Below are 16556 nucleotides of genomic sequence, written 5' to 3' on the forward strand. Positions count from 1 at the left end.
CCCGGGGCAGGACCGGCCGTTCCAGTGCTCTGCGCGGGCGTTCCGGGCGGCCTTGGTTGTTGCTCATCGTTCGGCTGCCCACTCCGAGTCCAGCAGTTTCTTGACGGCGCTGGCACTCCAGGCGCCGATGCCGCTCGGAGTCGGGACGGTTTCTGCCTGGAGGTGGGCGGCAATCTTCCGAAGCGAATCGCCCTGGCTGTACCGGCTGGCTGCTGTCTTCCGGGCGTGAGTGAGGGATCGGGTTTCCTCCACGATGGTGGCGTTGTCGCGAACTCGGAGGCCGGCGAACAGTTCTGTGCCTTCGCGCAGAAGGCGGTTGTAGTGAGGATTGCCAGCCACGACATCGATCCGGGTGCCGTTCTCCACCACCTGCACGCCCCGGAACAAGGCCAGGTCGTACAGCACCCGACGCTGTGCCGGAGTGGAGAAGACCGCGCCGGGACTGGTTACGTAGAGGGTGCGGACACAGCCGAGGTCCATGATCTGCCGCAGGACCCAGGCCAGGCTCCGATCCGGGTGCCGAGGGCCGACGGGGAAAATGAGGTGGTGAGGCTCGTCGAGGGAAGCGTCGAACTTCTGCGCCGCTGCCTCCGCGCCTTCATCGCCAAGCACCGCTATCGCATTGAAAAATGACCCGGGCAGATGCAAGCGTCCCGCACGGCGTGACTCATCACCGGACTTTTCGCTGTAATGATAGCGAGGATATTTCTCCCCGTCGCACTCTTCCCAGAGAAGCCTGTTAATTCCCTGGCGGGTCCACATCGAGGGTCGTTCGTAGCCGTCGACCAGTTCGAAGATGCGGGCCACATTCGCTTGGGAGTACCCCATTTCGTGAACGAGCTTGTGTGCCAGGCGGGCGCACTCTTCATCAGTTGGCCAGCCGGGAGAGATATACGCGTCACCCCGTTCAGCGCCAGCGGACGGGGGTAGCAACCGGTGCCGTTCCTGGGCCGCTTCGAAGGCCCAGCCCTGCGGGCTGCCCGGCTCGGGATCAGCTGTGACCAGCTTCTTCCCGATGGTGACCGGTGTGCCGAGCGCCATGATCTCCGCGCAGGCGACAGCGCGGGTCACCACGTCTTCCAGATGTTTCTCGTGCGGGATCCGCACGTGTCCGCACACTCCCAGGCGGACCAAGGAGATGACTTCTTGCAGTGCGACCCGCTCCATCGAGCCTGCCCGGCTCAGCGAGAGTGCTTCCTGGCGCCGCAGCATACGGTCGGGGAAAATTCCCGGCCCGTCGCTGCTCTCCTCCGGCCCGACGAGGTAATAGATATCCACGCATCCTCCTTTTTGTCGAATGCCGCCCCTTGTGGCCAACATCATAAGCATGCCTCGGTCGTGAAAGGAAAGACCGGGGCGGCAGGAGCATGCTGGCACCTGAGGACACGCCCCGGCAAGGGTGTGTGTATTGCCCGTCCGCCCAACAGGTTTGGAACATCTTTTCAATTCTTAATTCTCGGATTCATTTAGATTTGGATTCTTATTTTTCTTCCGTCTGGCGATTTTCGGGAGGCGGATTTTGCTGCGCGGACACGCAGAACAGCGTCTGGCGACTGGAGCCGCTGAGTCGCAGGACCACGCACTCGCGGAGCTTGCCGCGGACGGGGGCAGGCGGGACTTGGACGTTGACGATCCCGGCGGCGGCCGCGGGGCCAAGCCGCTACGCGGTCGCCTACGGCGAGCCTGGCACCCCGACAAGGCGGTCGAGTAGGGACCAGGCAGAGAGTGCAGTTTGGTGTCACATCCGTTGGACGGCTCCTGGCCTGGCCGCAGTAAATGCGGGTGCCTGACCTTGTGCCAGGTCCGTGTTCCAGCAGATCGCCGCGCGTGACGAACCCGGACTCAATCGTCACGTGGTGATCGGGCTCCCAGTGGTGCCGTGCTCGACAAGCGTCACGTGATGCTTGAGGAGGGAGGGCTCTCCATGGCGACGTGTCTGGTGTGCGGCGCAGACCTGCCCACGCAGCGGGGCCCGCGCGCCCGCCGGTACTGCTCACGTGCCTGCCAGGCCAAGGCGTATCGCGCCCGCCAGCAGCAGCGCGACGCGTACCGCCTCGCCCCGAGGGACACCCAGGGCCTGCTCGCCCAGTACGACGGCGTGCCCGCGCTGGAGCTCGCCGATCAGCTCGCACTCGCCGCCCGGCGGTTGGCCGGTGCCCTGACCGCCGGCCGGACCGTCGACGACTTCGACCTCGGCGTAGTGGCGTGGGGTCCCGGCCGTTCTCACGGCCCATGCCCACCAGGCCGCCCCCGCTGCACAACAGGCCCTGCACGGCGCTCCCGGCTGCCAAGCCGCCCCGACCGCGGCCGTCCTCGACATGGCCGCCGGCCGGGACCGGACCGCCGCCACGGCGGCACCGGCCGGCGCGGCCGCTGCCGCCACCACCAAAGCATCACGTGATGATTCGGTGGTGACGGCCAGGCCCCAGGGCGTCGAGCCGCGGCCGCAGAAACTCGCGCAGGAGAAGGCCCGCGCCATCGTCGACGCCGCGGAACTGGTGCGTCACCCGGAGCACCGGGAGAACCACTGGTGGATTTTGCGCAGCAGCGACACGGTCCTCGGTCACGTACCTACGGCGGCACCTCCCGCTCCGGGCGCAATGGCTGGACCGGCCGCCTTGCCGGCACGCCCGGCCCACGGCGCACGACTCGGGACGGGGCAACGGCGGACCTGGCAGAGCGCTGGGTCCGGCTGGTCACCGCCGTACCGAAGCGCACCCTCACCGACCGAGCAGCGGGGGTCCTGGGTCCCGATCGACCTGCGGCTGCGTCAGAGCAGCGACGGCACGTGATCACCTATCGCGACCGCGTACGGCACGGTGGCCTCTTCGAACGGCGGCAGTGGCCCGCTTGCCACGACTCGTTCGGGCGGGGCTCCTTGGCGGTCTCCTAGGCGCCGCGGCGTCCCGGCGCCCAGGAACACGGAGTGCCTGCGGTGGGCCGGTGAGACCTGGAGGCTGACGTACGACATCATCGACCCCGTGGTCGCCCTCGGTCCGAAACCCGACACCGCCGATTCGCACCGCGCCCACTGGTACAGGCAGGCCGCCCGAGCGCTGCGCGCCTTCGACCGCGACTGACACCGGCACGGAACGCGCCGGCGAGGCCGGAGAGCGCCGCCCCGCCAAGGGATGGATCGGGCGGGGCGCGTCTACCGCGCCAGGGAGAGACGCCAAGTGAGCGAGACGATCGAGCACGAGTCCGTGGAGGAGGCGGCGGGTGGTGCGATGCCGTCGGCCGCGTCGGACGAGCAGCTCGTCGCGATGCTGGTTGACCGGGCCCGTAGCGAGGGCCTGCAACTGACCGGCGAAGGCCTGCTGTTGCAGATGCTGACCCAGCGGGTGCTGGAGTCCGCCCTTGAGGCCGAGATCACCGATCACCTCGGCTACGAGAGCATGATCCGGCCGGGAAGAACGACGGCAACAGCCGCAACGGCACCCGGGCGAAGACTGTGCTGACCGACGTCGGCCCGGTCGAGGTGAGGGTGCCCCGCGACACCGCCGGCAGCATCGAGCCGCAGATCGTCAAGAAGCGGCAGCGCCGCCTGAGCGGCGTCGACGAGATGGTGCTGTCACCGTCTGCGAAGGGACGCACGCACGGGGAGATCTCGGCTCATCTCGCCGAGGTGTACGGCGCCGAGGTGTCCAAGCAGCCCATCTCCACGATCACTGATGAAGTCATGGACGGCATGGCCGAATGGCAGAACCGCCCCCTCGACCGCGTCTACCCGGTCCTGTTCGTGGACGCCATCAACGTCGAGATCAGGGACGGGTAGATCGCAAACCGTCCCAATCTACGTGGTGATAGCGGTGGCCGCGGACGGCACCCGCGACACCCTCGGCGTCTGAGCCGGCGACGGGGGCGAGGGCGCCAAGTCCGGTCTGAAGCGGCGCTGCGCGTAACGTCAGTCGGTGCAGGTAGCGGTGGCGGGCGTCGGACGACCGCAGACGCCATGCCAGCAGTATGCCGGTGAACAGTGCTGTCACGTGGCCGACGGGAGTGACCCCCAGCGTGGTCAGGCCGCTCGTGATGTGCGGTGCGCGCACCGCGAGCGCGGCGAGCGCGGTCCATCGGTGCCACCGCCGGGCCCCCGCTGCCACCACGGCGGCCAGGGCCGAGACGATCACATAGGACGGGCCGACGTCCAGCGTCGCACGCAGAGCCGGGTCTGCTTGGCCCGCCGCGATCCGCGCTGCCAGCAGCCCTTCGCTCACCAGTGTGCCAAGGACTTGGCCGGCCGCGATCAGCGCGACCGCCCGCATGTTACCGAACCGGATGACGAGAAACGCCAGCACGGCCCCGGCGAGGGCGATGCTGCGCAGACAGGCCCAGGGGTCGGCGCCGAACAGGAAGGCGGAGGCGATGAGCGCCTCCACAGGATGATCGCCCATATTGGCCAGGTTGGTCGACGCCCAGGCGTTCACCGCGTGATCATCGCCGTACGTCAGGGACGACGCGGCGGCGAGCAGGGCGAAGCCCCAGGGCACAGGGGAAAGCCATCGGCGGGCGGGCGTCCGGGAGAGATCCATGTGGCCGACCCTGGCAGAGGGTGCCCGCCCCGCGGATCTGGCCACGGAATGACCGGCTGATCTCTGTCCCTGGACAGAGGCGGATGATCGCCCTCCCGGCTAGGGTCGGATGCGTGCGAGGCATGATGGTGAGGCATGATGCGGCGTCCTATGCCAGGAGGCTGACGCCAACTCAGCTGGTCGGGCTGGATGTGCTGTTGGCCCTGGTCCTGATGGCGTCGAACGTCTTGTGGTGGACGCTTGGCACGCATCGCACGGGCTGGCCGGCATGGCAGACCGTGCTGACGTGCTCGTTGGGCGTGGCCGTCGCCGTCCGGCGGCTGCTGCCACTGCCTGCACTGGCGGTGGCGTCGGTGGTGATGGCCACCGACGGCGCGCTCAGCCTGACGGGGGTGCTGGCGACTGCTTTGCTGGTGTACGGGGTGGCGGTCGCCCGACCCACGCGTGTCGCGGCGTACGCGAGCGCGGTAGCAGGAGCCGCACAACTCGCCTTGATGATCCCTATGCAGGGCATAACAGGGCACGACTACTGGGGGTGGCCGGGGATGAGTCAAAGCCTCATCGTCGAGGCCGCCGCCTGGGCGATCGGATGGTCCACCAGACAGGGCCGCGCCTACACCCGAGGCCTGGTCGAGCAGGCCGAAGAGCGGGCGCAGCTCCTCCTCGTCGAGGAACGCATGCGCATCGCCCGGGAGTTGCACGACGTCGTCGCGCACAGCCTGAGCATCGTCGCGGTCCAGGCGGGCGTCGGCCACCACGTCATCGGAAGCCGACCTGATGAGGCCGCGAGGTCCCTCTCCGCGATCGAGACAACGAGCAGGGCAGCCCTGGGAGAGCTGCGTTCACTGCTGGGTGTCCTGCGCGATCATGACGGTGCCGAATGGCTGCCCGGTGGCCTCGACGACCTCAACACGCTCCTCGAACAGACCCGACGGGCCGGTGTCCAGGTCGAGTTGACGATCAGCGGTCACCCGCACGCCTTGCCCCGAGGTCTGGACCGCGCCGCCTACCGCATCGTGCAGGAAGCCCTGACCAACGTCGTCAAGCATGCCCGCACCAGCCACGCCCGGGCGACGGTCGCCTACGCGCCGGGCGAGGTCGCTCTCACGGTCGTCGATGCCGGGGTCGGCCGCACGACCACCCCGGTCACCGAGGGCCACGGCCTGACCGGCATGAGGGAACGCGCCGCCCTCTACGGCGGCGAGGTTCACGCGGGACCGCTCTCGCCGCACGGCTTTCGTGTCACCGCCCGGCTGCCGTACGCCACGGACGAGCGAACAGCCCAGTTCCCCGTGGGCGCCGATCTGGAGGACGCATGACGGTGCGGGTCGTCGTGGTGGACGACGAGACGCTGGTGCGTGCCGGGTTCCGGGTGCTGATCGAGTCGGAAAACGATCTCCAGGTCGTCGGCGAGGCGGCCGACGGGATCCAGGCGGTCAGGGTGATCCGCGAACTGCGCCCCGATGTAGCCCTGATGGACATCCGGATGCCCGGGCTCAATGGCATCGAGGCCATCCGCACGCTGCTCGGCGGCCCCTCTCCGGTGCCCGTCCACGTCCTGGTGCTCACCACCTTCGACCTGGACGAGTACGTCTTCGAGGCGCTCCGCGCAGGCGCCGCGGGCTTCCTCCTCAAGGACACTCCACCCGCACGCCTGATCGACGCCGTGCGGGTGATCGCCACCGGGGAGTCGCTGCTGGCACCCGGCGTCACCCGCAGACTCATCGAGACCTACGTCCGCCGCCCCGGCTACCCCGGCCCGGTCACCCAAGCCCTGGACGGGGTGACCGGCCGCGAGCGGGACGTGCTGAGCCTGATCGCACGCGGCCTGTCCAACAACGAAATCGCAGCCGAGCTGTATCTGACCGTTGGCACGGTCAAAACCCACGTCAGCCATCTGCTGACGAAGCTGGGGGCCCGGGACCGGGCCCAACTCGTCATCGCCGCCTACGAAAGCGGACTGGCCGGGCCCGCACATCGGTGAAGCAGGACCAGCAGGACCCGGTCGCTCAGGTAGTTCAGAGGAGAGCAGCAGGCTGTCCAGCGGCCCGCCGACCAGTTCGACGTAGCACCGTCCCGGCTTCGCGCCCGGATGGTCGTGGTCGGCTCCGTAGATCCGGCCGCGCAGCAGCTGCTCATCGTCGCTGTCAATGCTCTCCAACCTCGCAGCCGCCACCGACAACGAGGGCTTGCCCAGGACCGCCTGGGCAAGCCCTCGCGCTGCCGGATGGATTGCCTGGGTCAGCTGCGCCAGCGTCCGAGCAGCCGGCGGCCTTCGAGGCCGGCGCCGCCTCCGTCTCCTGGCGCTCCTGCTCCTGGCGCTCGCGTTCGGCCTGTTCCGCTTGCCGCTCCGCTTCGAGCGCCCGGGTCTTGCAGTCGTCGCACAGGTGCGGGTGACTGTCCCCGCGGCCCCAGTCGACCGCGATGCTGTCCTTCCACCGGTCGTCGGTGAACTCGGTGAACTTGGTCCCGCAGGCGGCGCACACCGGACGCTGAGCCTCGCGTTCGGCCGCTTCCTGCGCGAGACGGCGCCGCGCGTCTCCGGCGCGGCGGGCGAGGGCGGCATCGCGGCGAGGGTTGCCGATCGCGTCCCAAAGCTTCTGCCGGTCCTCGCAGCCGAAGCGCCAGAACGCGGGCCCGGCCGGGCCGTGCTCACGCAGCAGCTCCAGCGTGGTCGCCACGATCAGCAATCTTCCCCCGTCGAGGACTCCATCGAGCAGCACGCCGACCGCGCGCTGCTGATGGACATCATGAAGATGCTGGCACCCCAGCAGCGCAGCGTCGTGGTGCTGCGGCACTGGGAGCAGATGTCCACCGACGAGACGGCCGCCGCTCTCGGTATGGCGCCCGGAACGGTCAAGCGCACTCGGAGGCACTTGAGCGCAAGGGCTTCGTACGCCGCGACCCGCACCGCCCGCGCGCATACGAGGTGCGCGGCTCCGACCAGGCCGTGACGGTGCAGCCCAGCTAAGCCAACCGCGGCCTCAGCCCTGTTCAGCGGCGCTGCGTCGTTGGGCTCGCATACACGGCTCTGGGCCGACTGTGAAGTAGAAGCCACAGGCCATGGAGGCTCAGCTTCGAGGTGCCCCAGGACGGTAGCTGGGCGCAGACCGGTCGCCTCGTGGGCACCGGCCCCCGCACCACGCGACGCTAACCGCCGGCGCCCTGCACGGCCCCGGCGGCGGGGCGCCCGGCCGACGACGGCCCATCAGGGGTAGCGGTCTACCAGCGGTCGTTGGTTTCCCACCATCCCGGGCTCAGCTTCGGCAGCGGCCCCACCGGCTTTATCGTCGACGCCTTCTCCCCAGTGGTTGGACGCAACCACGGCTCAGGCGTCTTCGACTCCAATGCCGCGCGTGCTGCAGTACCTCGAAGCGACGGTGGTGCATGTCGCGTCGCTACCGAGATGCCGGTCAACTCGCGATGACACTGTCGGCAGAAGTAGCCCTCCGGGTATGGCTTCGAGCGCGCCAGGTTGTTGCACCGCTTGCCCTGACACTTCAACATCCCGATCCCCCCTCGCTCGACTATTCGTCCCGCCCACCGTGCTGCTCAGCCCGTGGCCGGGGAGGTCATCAAACCGGATCCGAGACCGTCCCGCTACCGCCAATTCCCGCTCCGATACTTCCCGAGGGCCAGCCTGACCTGCACCCACTGCACCCCGCCACCCGCGGCACCACGGCACCGGCTTCATAAAGTGGCGGGATGAACTCCCCGACCCACGCCCCGGACCCGTACGCCATCCTCACCGGCTGGCTCTCCGGGGCGTACACCCGGCCCGACGGCCAGGAGGTCATCGGCCGCGTCTGGGACAAGGAACGCTCCACCGTGCGCTGGGAGATGCCCAGCAGGACCGCTACCGGACGTGTGCCCTTCAACTGCCGCACGAGGAAACGCATCTGCGCCTGCGCCGACCTCGGCAACGGGCGGGTGAAGTGCTCCGCATCCGCCTCATCCAAACTGTCCCCGACATCCACCACGCAGACCCCTCACTCACCCCGCCATGCCTCTCAAAGGCAAACAGGACCGGGGAGGATCAGGTCACGGATACGAGTGCTGTATAGTAGATCTTGAGCTCGTCGCCCAACAGCGAACACAGCTCAATGCGTTGGTGGTCCAAGGAAAGACGCCCCGCTTCCTGCGGGGAAATGCAGGTGCAAGGCCTGCCCGGCGCTCCAACACGAAGCCCCGCCCCTGCGTTCGCCAGGGCGGGGTTTTTCGTGTCTTCTTCCACGCTGATGCTTCAGAGGGTGTGGGCGGTGATGTCGCCGTGGGAGGTAGTGGCGCGGATTTCGAGGTCGGTGGTGCCGTCGTTCTTGAGGGCATTGCTGATGCGGCCGTGGCCGGTGCCGGCGTCCAGGGTGGCCGAGGCGCCGGTGGCGGCGGCTACCGAAATGTCGCCGGACTGGGTGCGGAGCACGAGCGCGCCGCGTACGGCTTCGGTGATCCGGATGTCACCCCTTGCGGTGCTGATCTCCGCGGGACCGCCCAGGCGGCCCACCTCGATGTCACCGTCCACCGCGGTGAGGTGAAGGCTCGCGGCCTCGTCGATCTTGATCTGGTGGTACGCGCCTTCGAAGGTGACGTCGCCGAGGCGGCCGACGGTGCGGAATTCGGCGCTGGCCGCCTTGGCCTCGATCTGGGAACCGGCGGGCAGCTTGACCGTCACCTCGATGGATCCGGAGGGGCCGAGGTATTGGTTCTTCGCCGAAGACTCGATTCGCAGGACTCCGTCGGCGTATTCGACCGTGGTCTGCTCCGCTGCCTTCACGTCGCGGCCCTTCGCGGCGTTCGCGGGCAGGACCTCGACTGCGGTGTCGGCACGGTCTGCGGCGATGAGCTGGACGCGTCCCGCGGGGATGTTCAGGACGGCGGAGATCGGGGCGGGGGTGTCGAACTTCTGCATCATGCTCTCCCTTGCGGCCTGTGTTTCGGATGATGGAAACGCTACGTTGCTTTCCAGATAGACGCAATGATTATTTTGCTTGAGAGTGGCATTTATGCAGGTCATGGCGCGATAATCATTGCAACGTTCTCTCGTTTAACGCAACGCTGAGACTGTTGAGCGTTGCAATGTACTGAAGATGAACGCTATGGTGGAGGCGTCTAGGGACACCGAGAAGCCCTCGTGGGGCAGGAAAGGGGGGCGTGATGCCGGGCGGCAGGCTCACCCAGCAGGAGCGTCAGCAGATCGCGGTGGGGCTGGCCGACGGGCTGGCCTATGCCGAGATCGCGCGCCGGCTCGAGCGTCCGACCTCCACCGTCACGCGTGAGGTGACGCGGAACGGCGGCCCCACCGGCTACCGGGCCGACCTGGCCCACCGGGCCACCCAGCAGCGCACCCGCCGGCGCAGGCAGGCCGTGCCCTCAGGGGCGCAGGCGCTGCCGCAAGCCTATGGACGCGACGCCGAGGCCGTGCGCGACTACCAGGAGACCCTCACCACGGTCTTCATGACCTCGGGCCTGCCCAAGATGATGGCCCGGGTGCTGGGCTGCCTCTACACCACCGACGCCGGCACCCTCACCGCCTCCGAACTCGCCCAGCGCCTCCAGGTCAGCCCGGCGTCCATCTCCAAAGCGATCGCGTTCCTCGAGGGCCTGGACCTCGTCCGCCGGGAACGCGACGAACGCCGCCGCGAGCGCTACGTCGTCGACGACGACCTCTGGTACCAGTCGATGATCCGCAGCGCCCGGTCCAACGACGAGTTCATCGAGACCGCACGGCAGGGCGTCAACATCCTCGGCCGCGGCACCCCCGCCGCCGCCCGCCTCGAGAATGCCGCCCGCTTCCTCGACTTCGTCAGCGAAGCGCTCATCCGCGCCGCGGAGCAGGGGCGCGAGGTCCTCTACACCAGAACCGAAACCGAAACGGCCTCAGATGACACCGCCCAGGGATAAGTCGGGCACCATCCGTGCACCGGGGGCCGCGGTGCAGTAGTAAGGTCCGGCGGATGGATCTTCGCGCTTCGCTGTCCGTCTTGGGGAATCGCCCGTTCCGGAACTTATTGCTGGCCAGGCTGATCTCGGCGAGTGGTTCGGCCATGGCTCCCGTCGCGCTGGCCTTCGCCGTGCTCGGGTTCGACGCCGAGCCGACCGCCCTGGCGATCGTGCTTGCGGGCAACACTTTGCCGCAGCTTGTGTTGTTGCTGGTGGGAGGCGTGGTTGCGGACCGGGTCTCTCGTCGGGGGCTGATCGTGGTCGGCAATCTGGTGGCTGCGCTGTCACAGGCCGGTGTCGCCGTCCTGGTGGCCACGGATGCGGCCTCCACCGCTCGCGTGGCCCTGCTGGCCGCCGTCACAGGCGGCGCCAACGCGCTGATGACCCCTGCGATGAACAGTCTGCTGCCGCAGTTGGTGAAGGCCGGGGAACTGCAGGAAGCGAATGTGCTGCTGCGGCTTCCCACCAACTTCATCAAGATCCTCGCTCCCGCGGTCGGAGGCGGGATCGTCGCCGTGGCCGGCTCCCAGTGGGTGCTGGGCTGGGACGCCGCGAGCTTCGCCACCGCGGCCCTGCTGTGCGCACGTCTGGCCGTGCCCCAGGCCGCGAGCTCCGGTCCTCGCACATCGGTGCTACACGACTTCCGCACCGGCTGGCGGGAGTTCGCCCAGCGGCCGTGGTTGTGGTCCTACACGCTTTCCGGCACGGTCGTCGTCGCGCTGTGGCTCGGCGGATACCAGCTCCTGGGCCCCCTTGTCCTCCACAGCCACGGCTTGAACGCCGCTGCTTGGGGCACCGTGCAGGGCAGTTTCTCGGCAGGGCTCCTCCTGGGCGGCCTCATAGCCCTGCGGTGGAAGCCGGAACGGCTGATGGTCGCTTGCGTGGCCACCGGTCTGCCGCTGGCGCTGCCGCTCTTCGTGCTCGCCGCCAAGCCAAGTCTTCCCGTCCTCACGGTGTCCGCGGCCTTGGCGGGGATCGGGCTGGATCTGTCGATCGTGTGCTGGACCACGGCGCTCCAGCAGCAGCTCGCAGCCGAGGTCCTGGGCCGGGTCACCTCGTTCAGCTCCGTCGGTGAGCTCATGGCTGTTCCGCTCGGCTATCTCGTCGTCGGCCTGGCCGCGACCTCGGCCGGGGCGGCTCCCGTTCTGCTCGGGAGCGCCGTTCTCGTCGTCGTGGCATCGGTTGTCCTGTTCGCCGTGCCCGACCTGTGGGCGATCCGCCGGCTGCCTGCCGAGCCCGTCCCCGAACCCGTTCCGGCAGGGGGGTAGCGACAGCCCGCGTGGGGCGGGCCGCTACGGGGCCGTAGTGGCTATGGCCGTGGTGCGTCCCTGGGAGCGGTCTGTTTTCGCTCCTGGGTTCTTTGGATGGATGGTGCTCGGGTCGACGGCTTCGCCGGGGGCGCCGACGGCGTAGGGGCCGTTGGGCTGGCTGTCCCGGTCGTGGGGGAGGAGGAAGAAGACGCGCCGGCGGTACAGGCCGCTGTCGGGGTCGGGTTCGGCCTGGTCGTCGAGGACGGCATAGCCGATCATCCGGCCGTCGCGGGCGTAGCGCGGCTTGTTGTTGCGGCGGGGGGTCTTGTCGATCGCCTGGCGGACGTAGTGGAGTTTGCCGGGGTCCTCCAGCCACACCACGTCCTGCTCGTGGGTGATCTCGCTTGCGTCCAACAGCGAGCTCATGGCTGTAGCCCCTCCTTCATCGGCCGGCCCCCGGGGCGGGGTGCGGCCTGGCGTGCGTATGTGGTGCGGTGCTCGGTGCGCCGGGTGGCGGTGGAGCGGGGCGGGGCCGCCGGGTGCGGGGCCGGGACTCCATGGTAGTTCGGTCGGTGGTGTCGGCGTAGGGCCGCGGGTGCGATGGCGGGGGCGTGGTGGGTCATTCGCCGGCCTCCAGGGCGATGCCGGGGTAGTACTTGCGGCCGTTGGATTTGATCATGTCGGCGGGGGAGTTGAGGCCGACTTCCTGTCTGACGCGGGTGGCGAAGGTGCGGGGGGTGGCGGGGCGGATGCCTTCGCCGGAGGTGCACCAGGAGCTGTATTCGGTGTAGAGCAGGCCCTGCTCGACGCGTAGTTCGCTGTCGCCGTCGGTGTCGCGGGTGCAGCATTCGGCGAGGAAGCGGCCGATGTGGTCTTCGGTGTTGGCGTAGGCGCTGGTGGCGATGCGGACCCGGTCGGGGCCTTCCAGGGGGTCGCGGGTGGTGAGGTAGCGGCGGGCGCCTTCGACGAGCCATTGCAGGATGCCGGGGCCTTCGTCGCGGACGAGTTCGAAGGCGAGGTTGTCGATGCGGCGCTCGGCGGGGACGGTGCGGGTGAAGGGCACCAGGCGGATGCGGCGCCAGAAGGCGAAGCCGCCGGTGGAGACTTCGGGGCGGTGGTTGCCCAGCAGCCACAGGTGGTGGGTGGGGCTGAAGGAGAAGTAGTCCTGCCGCATCCGGCGGGCTTTGATCTTGTCGCCGCCGGTGAGGAGCCGGACCCGTGCTTCGTCGAACTTGTCGTTGGGTTTCAGTTCGCTGCACACCACCAGGCGGCGGCCGTGCAGTTCGGTCAGTTCCGTGGAGTGCTCGGCGTAGGCGCCGCGGTCCATGAGGAAGCCGGGCGGGGCGGCGTCCGCGTAGTCCCCCAGAACCTGGATCATGGTGTCGAGCAGGACGCTCTTGCCGTTCTTGCCCTCGCCGTGGAGGAACGGCAGGACCTGGGCGCCGACGTCGCCGGTGATGGAGTAGCCGAGCAGCAGGTGCAGGAAGGCGATCATTTCCCGGCCCTCGGCGTCGTCGCCGAAGGTGTCGGCCAGGAAGCGGTTCCAGCGCGGGGTGTCCATGGCCTGCGGGGCGACGCTGGTAGCCCGGGAGTGCAGGTCGCGTGCGGGGTCGGGTTTGCGCAGCTGTCCGGTGAAGAGGTCGACGACGCCGGCCGGGGTGCACAGGGCGTAGGGGTCGCCGTCGAGGATGTCGGGGTCGACGGACAGGTCCGGGGAGGCCTTGGCCTGGGTGAGCAGGGCCTGCATGCCGGTGGTCGACAGGGTCCGTCGCTTGTGCTGGGCCAGATCGCGGTCGGAGAAGATGCCGTGCGGGTCGGTGGTGGGCATGTCCTCGGCCATCTCGCCGGCGGCCCACAGGGCTGCTTTCTCGCCGCCGGTGCGCTTCCAGCGGTAGCCGCCCCACACGAACCAGCCGAGCCCCTCCGCGTGGCGGAACTGGTCGCGGTAAAGCTGGATGAACAGCCGGGCGTTCCCGCGGTCGGACAGGGACGGAGGCAGCAGCCCGGGCGAGGGCGGAAAGGCTGCTGGGGCCGCGGTGGCCTGTGCCGGGAGCAGCTTGGAGGTCTGTGTGGCCGCCTCGAGGTCGAGCATCTGCTGAGCGGCGGCCTGTGCATCGAAACGCGGCGTGTCGGCGCTCATGGTCGTCCTTCGAGGTGGAACGGGTGGGCGGCCCCTGCGGCGAGGCCGTGATCGATGATTTTTTCGTTCCGGGCAGGCTGTGCCGGGCGGGCTTCGTTGGCCGTCCGAAGCAGTTCGTCACGGGCGGCGGCCTCGTCGAGGTGACCGGCCGCGACGAGACCTCCGGCGGTGTAGGCGGCCCGGTTCAGCTTCTCGGTGAACGCGGTGCCCTCCGGGGCGGCCGCGCACGCGGCGACCTGCTCGAGCAGCGGGGCGAGAACGCGGTGGGCGGCCGCGCGCCTTGCACCGCGACCGCGGGGACGGGGTATCGCGGCCGCGGGTCGGGCGGGCGGGAGCTCAATGACGTGACCGGTTCGAACGAGCTCGTCCTCCAGCCATGCGGGAAGCGGCGCGGGAAGCCGGGCGTGGCCCTCAACCTGGTAAGTGCCGCCGCTGGTACGGGTGCCGGGGGCGATGATGTAGCCGCCCTCGGCCCGTACGTCGACCTGCCAGGCGAGGGCCGTCTTCGGGCTGGAGCCGGTCGAGCAGCGAAACCGCCGTTCCGGGCGGGGATTGCGATACCAGACGTGCAGGCCGCCCGAGGGGGTCCGGACACGCAACGTGGTCTCGTCCAGGGCTGGATCGGGCTGCCGGCGGTAGGCCGCGAGCAGCGCCAGTGTGTCGAAACCCGATGCCAGACCGTTGAGGTTCACTGCTTCGGGGATGGGGATCCCCGGCAGGAGCCGTCCCCGATCGGGGACCGGTGCCCGGTGCGCGTCGATGTCGATGACGATCAGATGGGCCGGGCCGCAGGCGACACCGACGCCCGCTGACGGCTGCTCGCCCCACCAGGAGTCGATGGACTCCACCTTGGTGGTCGCGGCATGGAAACCGTGGCACGGCCTGCCCTGGGGCAAGCACAGGCACGTGCTCGGGTGGTGGTTTCGGTCCCTGCACCGAGAGCAGTTCGCAGCCGGCGTTTTGCGCCCGGGGGCCAGCGGGTGGACCGGCCAGCCCTGCGCGGCGCACCAGCGGGCTACGACATGCGGCGGCACCGACCTGTCCACAGCGACAGGCATGCGGGTCTCACCATGGCGCGGCACGCGGTTCGTCCTCGTCAGCTCTCGGTCTTCGGGTCGGTCCCTACGGAAAAGCGCCGGTCCGAGCGGGTGGATGACACCACCTCAGGGACCGAAGGGACTGTACTTCGGGAAGAGAGTCTAGGTCGTGGTGAGGCGGGAGTCCGGTAGCTGGTAGGCGTGCCGCTGTATCCGTCGCTCAGTCCCTTGGGTCCCTGTCCGCGCCCGCGTCCGAAATGGGGGATTGATCCAGACCCGGTGGAGGGGAGGGACTAAAGCTCTCCCGCCGGAGGGGCTGACGAGTGCCTTTGGTCCCTTGGGAAAAACCGCAGGTCAGCGGGGAAATCCCGGCCCGCCGAGGGACCGAAGGGACTCAAATCTCTAATTATGAGCTGAGGTTGAAACTGTGTCACACGCGCCCGCGCGTACGAAACGAGAGGCGTAGCCGCGTGATAATTAGGAGTTTGAGTCCCTTCAGTCCCTGCTGGAGCTGTCGCAGCGCTCTGACCTGCTAAAACACGGAGGGACTGAAGCGCAGGGACCAAACGAGAGAACAGTCCCTACGGGCACAGTCCCTACTTGACGGACCCTCCGCCGGCTGGGACCCTCGTGCAGAACGGGAAGAACAAGGCAAGAATCCACCGGGAGCTGTCCTGAGGATTACGATCGAGGGTGCCTCCGCTGAATTCGAACGCAGGCTGCTCGCTCTGCTCGCCGAGCATCGCCACGAGCTGATCGTCACCGCCGGAACGGAATGGACCGTCGACCGGGCCGAGCACTACCTGCGTTCGCTGACCGCTGGCGCCCGTACTTTCGCCCGCCTCGTGGTGCAGGCCGACGGCTCGAAAGATGCCGACGAACTACGCGAACACTTCAACGGCGAACTGCGCGGCCCGACCATCGCCCTGTCGCGGGCGGTGCCGCGCGGCGTGCGGGACGGCTGGTGGCCAGAGGGCACGCCCGCACCCATCACACCGCTCTACGACCCCGCCAACCCCTCCTGGCAGCGCGCCGTCCGCTACGAGATGGCCGCCGAGCGCGTCCCCGCCTTCCGGGAGGCCTTCGCCCGTCTGGATGCGTGACGCAGGCCAGACGGGCGAGTTTTCCCGGCTTGGTCAGTCCCACTGCTCGTCCGCGAGGGAGCTGACCGGCTGGGGCTTGCCGATGACGGCCAGGGCGATGAAGAAGTTGATCTGGCCGATGGCGATGGTGAGGGTGGCCAGCGCCTTCTGGTCGTAGTGCTTGGCCACCTCGGCGTACAGCTCGTCCGTGACACGCTCCCGGCCGTGCGGGGCGGGCTGGAGCGTGGCCTCCACCAGGGCGAGGGCGGCACGTTCGGCATCGGTGAAGTACGGGGCGTCCTGCCAGGAGGACACGGCGGTGATGCGCTCCTCGGACTCCCCCGCCTTGCGCAGGAAGCCGGTGTTCAGAACCGTCAGGTAGGTGTTGCCGACGATCTGCCCGGCACGCAGGTGGACAAGGCTCATCGTGGTGCGGGGCACCGAGCGGTTCCCCGTGGCCCGGAACAGGGCGGCACTGATGTCGTTCAGCTCGGGCACGAACTCACCCGGGTTCGGCATACGGGAGATAGAGGTGTTCGTCATGACTGCACTCCTTCACATCGGCCTGGTCGGCGTCTTCA

General features: G+C 68.8%; 14 protein-coding genes, 1 tRNA gene and 3 pseudogenes. 7 read left to right on the forward strand and 11 right to left on the reverse strand.

The window, feature by feature from the left end; all coding sequences use genetic code 11:
- Nucleotides 1-63: 63 nt before the first annotated feature.
- The 3 genes from ACWGJM_RS22260 to ACWGJM_RS22270 form a co-directional block, all read right to left on the reverse strand.
- Nucleotides 64-1278: a hypothetical protein gene (locus ACWGJM_RS22260; RefSeq protein ID WP_453413419.1), complete on the reverse strand. Its 1215-nt coding sequence runs from the start codon at nucleotides 1276-1278 to the stop codon at nucleotides 64-66.
- A 715-nt stretch (nucleotides 1279-1993) separates the two neighbouring features.
- Nucleotides 1994-2227: a hypothetical protein gene (locus ACWGJM_RS22265; protein ID WP_453413420.1), complete on the reverse strand. Its 234-nt coding sequence runs from the start codon at nucleotides 2225-2227 to the stop codon at nucleotides 1994-1996.
- Between the two features lie 543 nt (nucleotides 2228-2770).
- Complete coding sequence (locus ACWGJM_RS22270) at nucleotides 2771-2974, reverse strand: hypothetical protein (RefSeq protein ID WP_453413421.1); 204 nt, start codon at nucleotides 2972-2974, stop codon at nucleotides 2771-2773.
- Between the two features lie 253 nt (nucleotides 2975-3227).
- Between ACWGJM_RS22270 and ACWGJM_RS22275 the strand changes: the two are divergent.
- Nucleotides 3228-3845 (forward strand): annotated as a pseudogene (locus ACWGJM_RS22275) (IS256 family transposase); the annotation flags it as partial.
- Between the two features lie 129 nt (nucleotides 3846-3974).
- Here ACWGJM_RS22275 and ACWGJM_RS22280 read toward each other — a convergent pair.
- Nucleotides 3975-4529 (reverse strand): annotated as a pseudogene (locus tag ACWGJM_RS22280) (rhomboid-like protein); the annotation flags it as partial.
- A gap of 212 nt (nucleotides 4530-4741) precedes the next feature.
- On the opposite strand from ACWGJM_RS22280, the gene ACWGJM_RS22285 reads away from it, so the two are divergent.
- Nucleotides 4742-5848, forward strand: coding sequence for a sensor histidine kinase (locus tag ACWGJM_RS22285; RefSeq protein WP_453413422.1), 1107 nt, complete (start codon nucleotides 4742-4744; stop codon nucleotides 5846-5848).
- A complete protein-coding gene (locus tag ACWGJM_RS22290; RefSeq protein ID WP_453413423.1) occupies nucleotides 5845-6513 on the forward strand; it encodes a response regulator in 669 nt (222 codons plus the stop codon). The genes ACWGJM_RS22285 and ACWGJM_RS22290 overlap by 4 nt, the downstream gene beginning before the upstream one ends.
- Before the next feature lie 163 nt (nucleotides 6514-6676).
- On the opposite strand, the gene ACWGJM_RS22295 is transcribed toward ACWGJM_RS22290, so the two are convergent.
- Together ACWGJM_RS22295 and ACWGJM_RS22300 are read right to left on the reverse strand one after the other, a co-directional pair.
- Nucleotides 6677-7327 carry a hypothetical protein gene (locus ACWGJM_RS22295; RefSeq protein WP_453413534.1) on the reverse strand — a complete coding sequence of 217 codons (651 nt, stop codon included), beginning with the start codon at nucleotides 7325-7327 and terminating at the stop codon, nucleotides 6677-6679.
- Between the two features lie 1020 nt (nucleotides 7328-8347).
- A pseudogene (locus ACWGJM_RS22300) lies at nucleotides 8348-8509 on the reverse strand (telomere-protecting terminal protein Tpg); the annotation flags it as partial.
- Nucleotides 8510-8634: 125 nt separating this feature from the next.
- Between ACWGJM_RS22300 and ACWGJM_RS22305 the strand changes: the two are divergent.
- Nucleotides 8635-8707, forward strand: a tRNA-Gly gene (locus tag ACWGJM_RS22305).
- Between the two features lie 65 nt (nucleotides 8708-8772).
- Here ACWGJM_RS22305 and ACWGJM_RS22310 read toward each other — a convergent pair.
- Entirely contained in the window at nucleotides 8773-9435 is a 663-nt protein-coding gene (locus tag ACWGJM_RS22310; protein WP_453413526.1) for a DUF4097 family beta strand repeat-containing protein, read from the reverse strand.
- Between the two features lie 245 nt (nucleotides 9436-9680).
- Here ACWGJM_RS22310 and ACWGJM_RS22315 point away from each other — a divergent pair, with 245 nt between their 5' ends.
- Nucleotides 9681-10427, forward strand: a complete 747-nt coding sequence (locus ACWGJM_RS22315) for a helix-turn-helix domain-containing protein (RefSeq protein ID WP_453413424.1) — start codon at nucleotides 9681-9683, stop codon at nucleotides 10425-10427.
- A gap of 53 nt (nucleotides 10428-10480) precedes the next feature.
- Entirely contained in the window at nucleotides 10481-11734 is a 1254-nt protein-coding gene (locus tag ACWGJM_RS22320; protein WP_453413425.1) for an MFS transporter, read from the forward strand.
- Nucleotides 11735-11758: 24 nt separating this feature from the next.
- On the opposite strand, the gene ACWGJM_RS22325 is transcribed toward ACWGJM_RS22320, so the two are convergent.
- The 3 genes from ACWGJM_RS22325 to ACWGJM_RS22335 all read right to left on the reverse strand — a co-directional run bounded on the left by ACWGJM_RS22325 (nucleotide 11759) and on the right by ACWGJM_RS22335 (nucleotide 14914).
- The gene (locus tag ACWGJM_RS22325) at nucleotides 11759-12142 is read right to left on the reverse strand and encodes a DUF6009 family protein (protein WP_453413426.1); all 384 of its coding nucleotides are present in this window, start codon (nucleotides 12140-12142) and stop codon (nucleotides 11759-11761) included.
- 193 nt (nucleotides 12143-12335) lie between these two features.
- A complete protein-coding gene (locus ACWGJM_RS22330; RefSeq protein ID WP_453413427.1) occupies nucleotides 12336-13856 on the reverse strand; it encodes a DNA primase family protein in 1521 nt (506 codons plus the stop codon).
- Nucleotides 13853-14914 (reverse strand): bifunctional DNA primase/polymerase, encoded by a 1062-nt coding sequence (locus tag ACWGJM_RS22335; protein ID WP_453413428.1) that lies wholly within the window; start codon nucleotides 14912-14914, stop codon nucleotides 13853-13855. The genes ACWGJM_RS22330 and ACWGJM_RS22335 overlap by 4 nt, the downstream gene beginning before the upstream one ends.
- Before the next feature lie 824 nt (nucleotides 14915-15738).
- Here ACWGJM_RS22335 and ACWGJM_RS22340 point away from each other — a divergent pair.
- Entirely contained in the window at nucleotides 15739-15996 is a 258-nt protein-coding gene (locus ACWGJM_RS22340; RefSeq protein ID WP_361813425.1) for a hypothetical protein, read from the forward strand.
- A 33-nt stretch (nucleotides 15997-16029) separates the two neighbouring features.
- On the opposite strand, the gene ACWGJM_RS22345 is transcribed toward ACWGJM_RS22340, so the two are convergent.
- Nucleotides 16030-16518 carry a carboxymuconolactone decarboxylase family protein gene (locus tag ACWGJM_RS22345; protein ID WP_453413429.1) on the reverse strand — a complete coding sequence of 163 codons (489 nt, stop codon included), beginning with the start codon at nucleotides 16516-16518 and terminating at the stop codon, nucleotides 16030-16032.
- Between the last annotated feature and the right edge of the window lie 38 nt (nucleotides 16519-16556).

It is taken from the genome of Streptomyces sp. NPDC054834 (assembly GCF_053611185.1).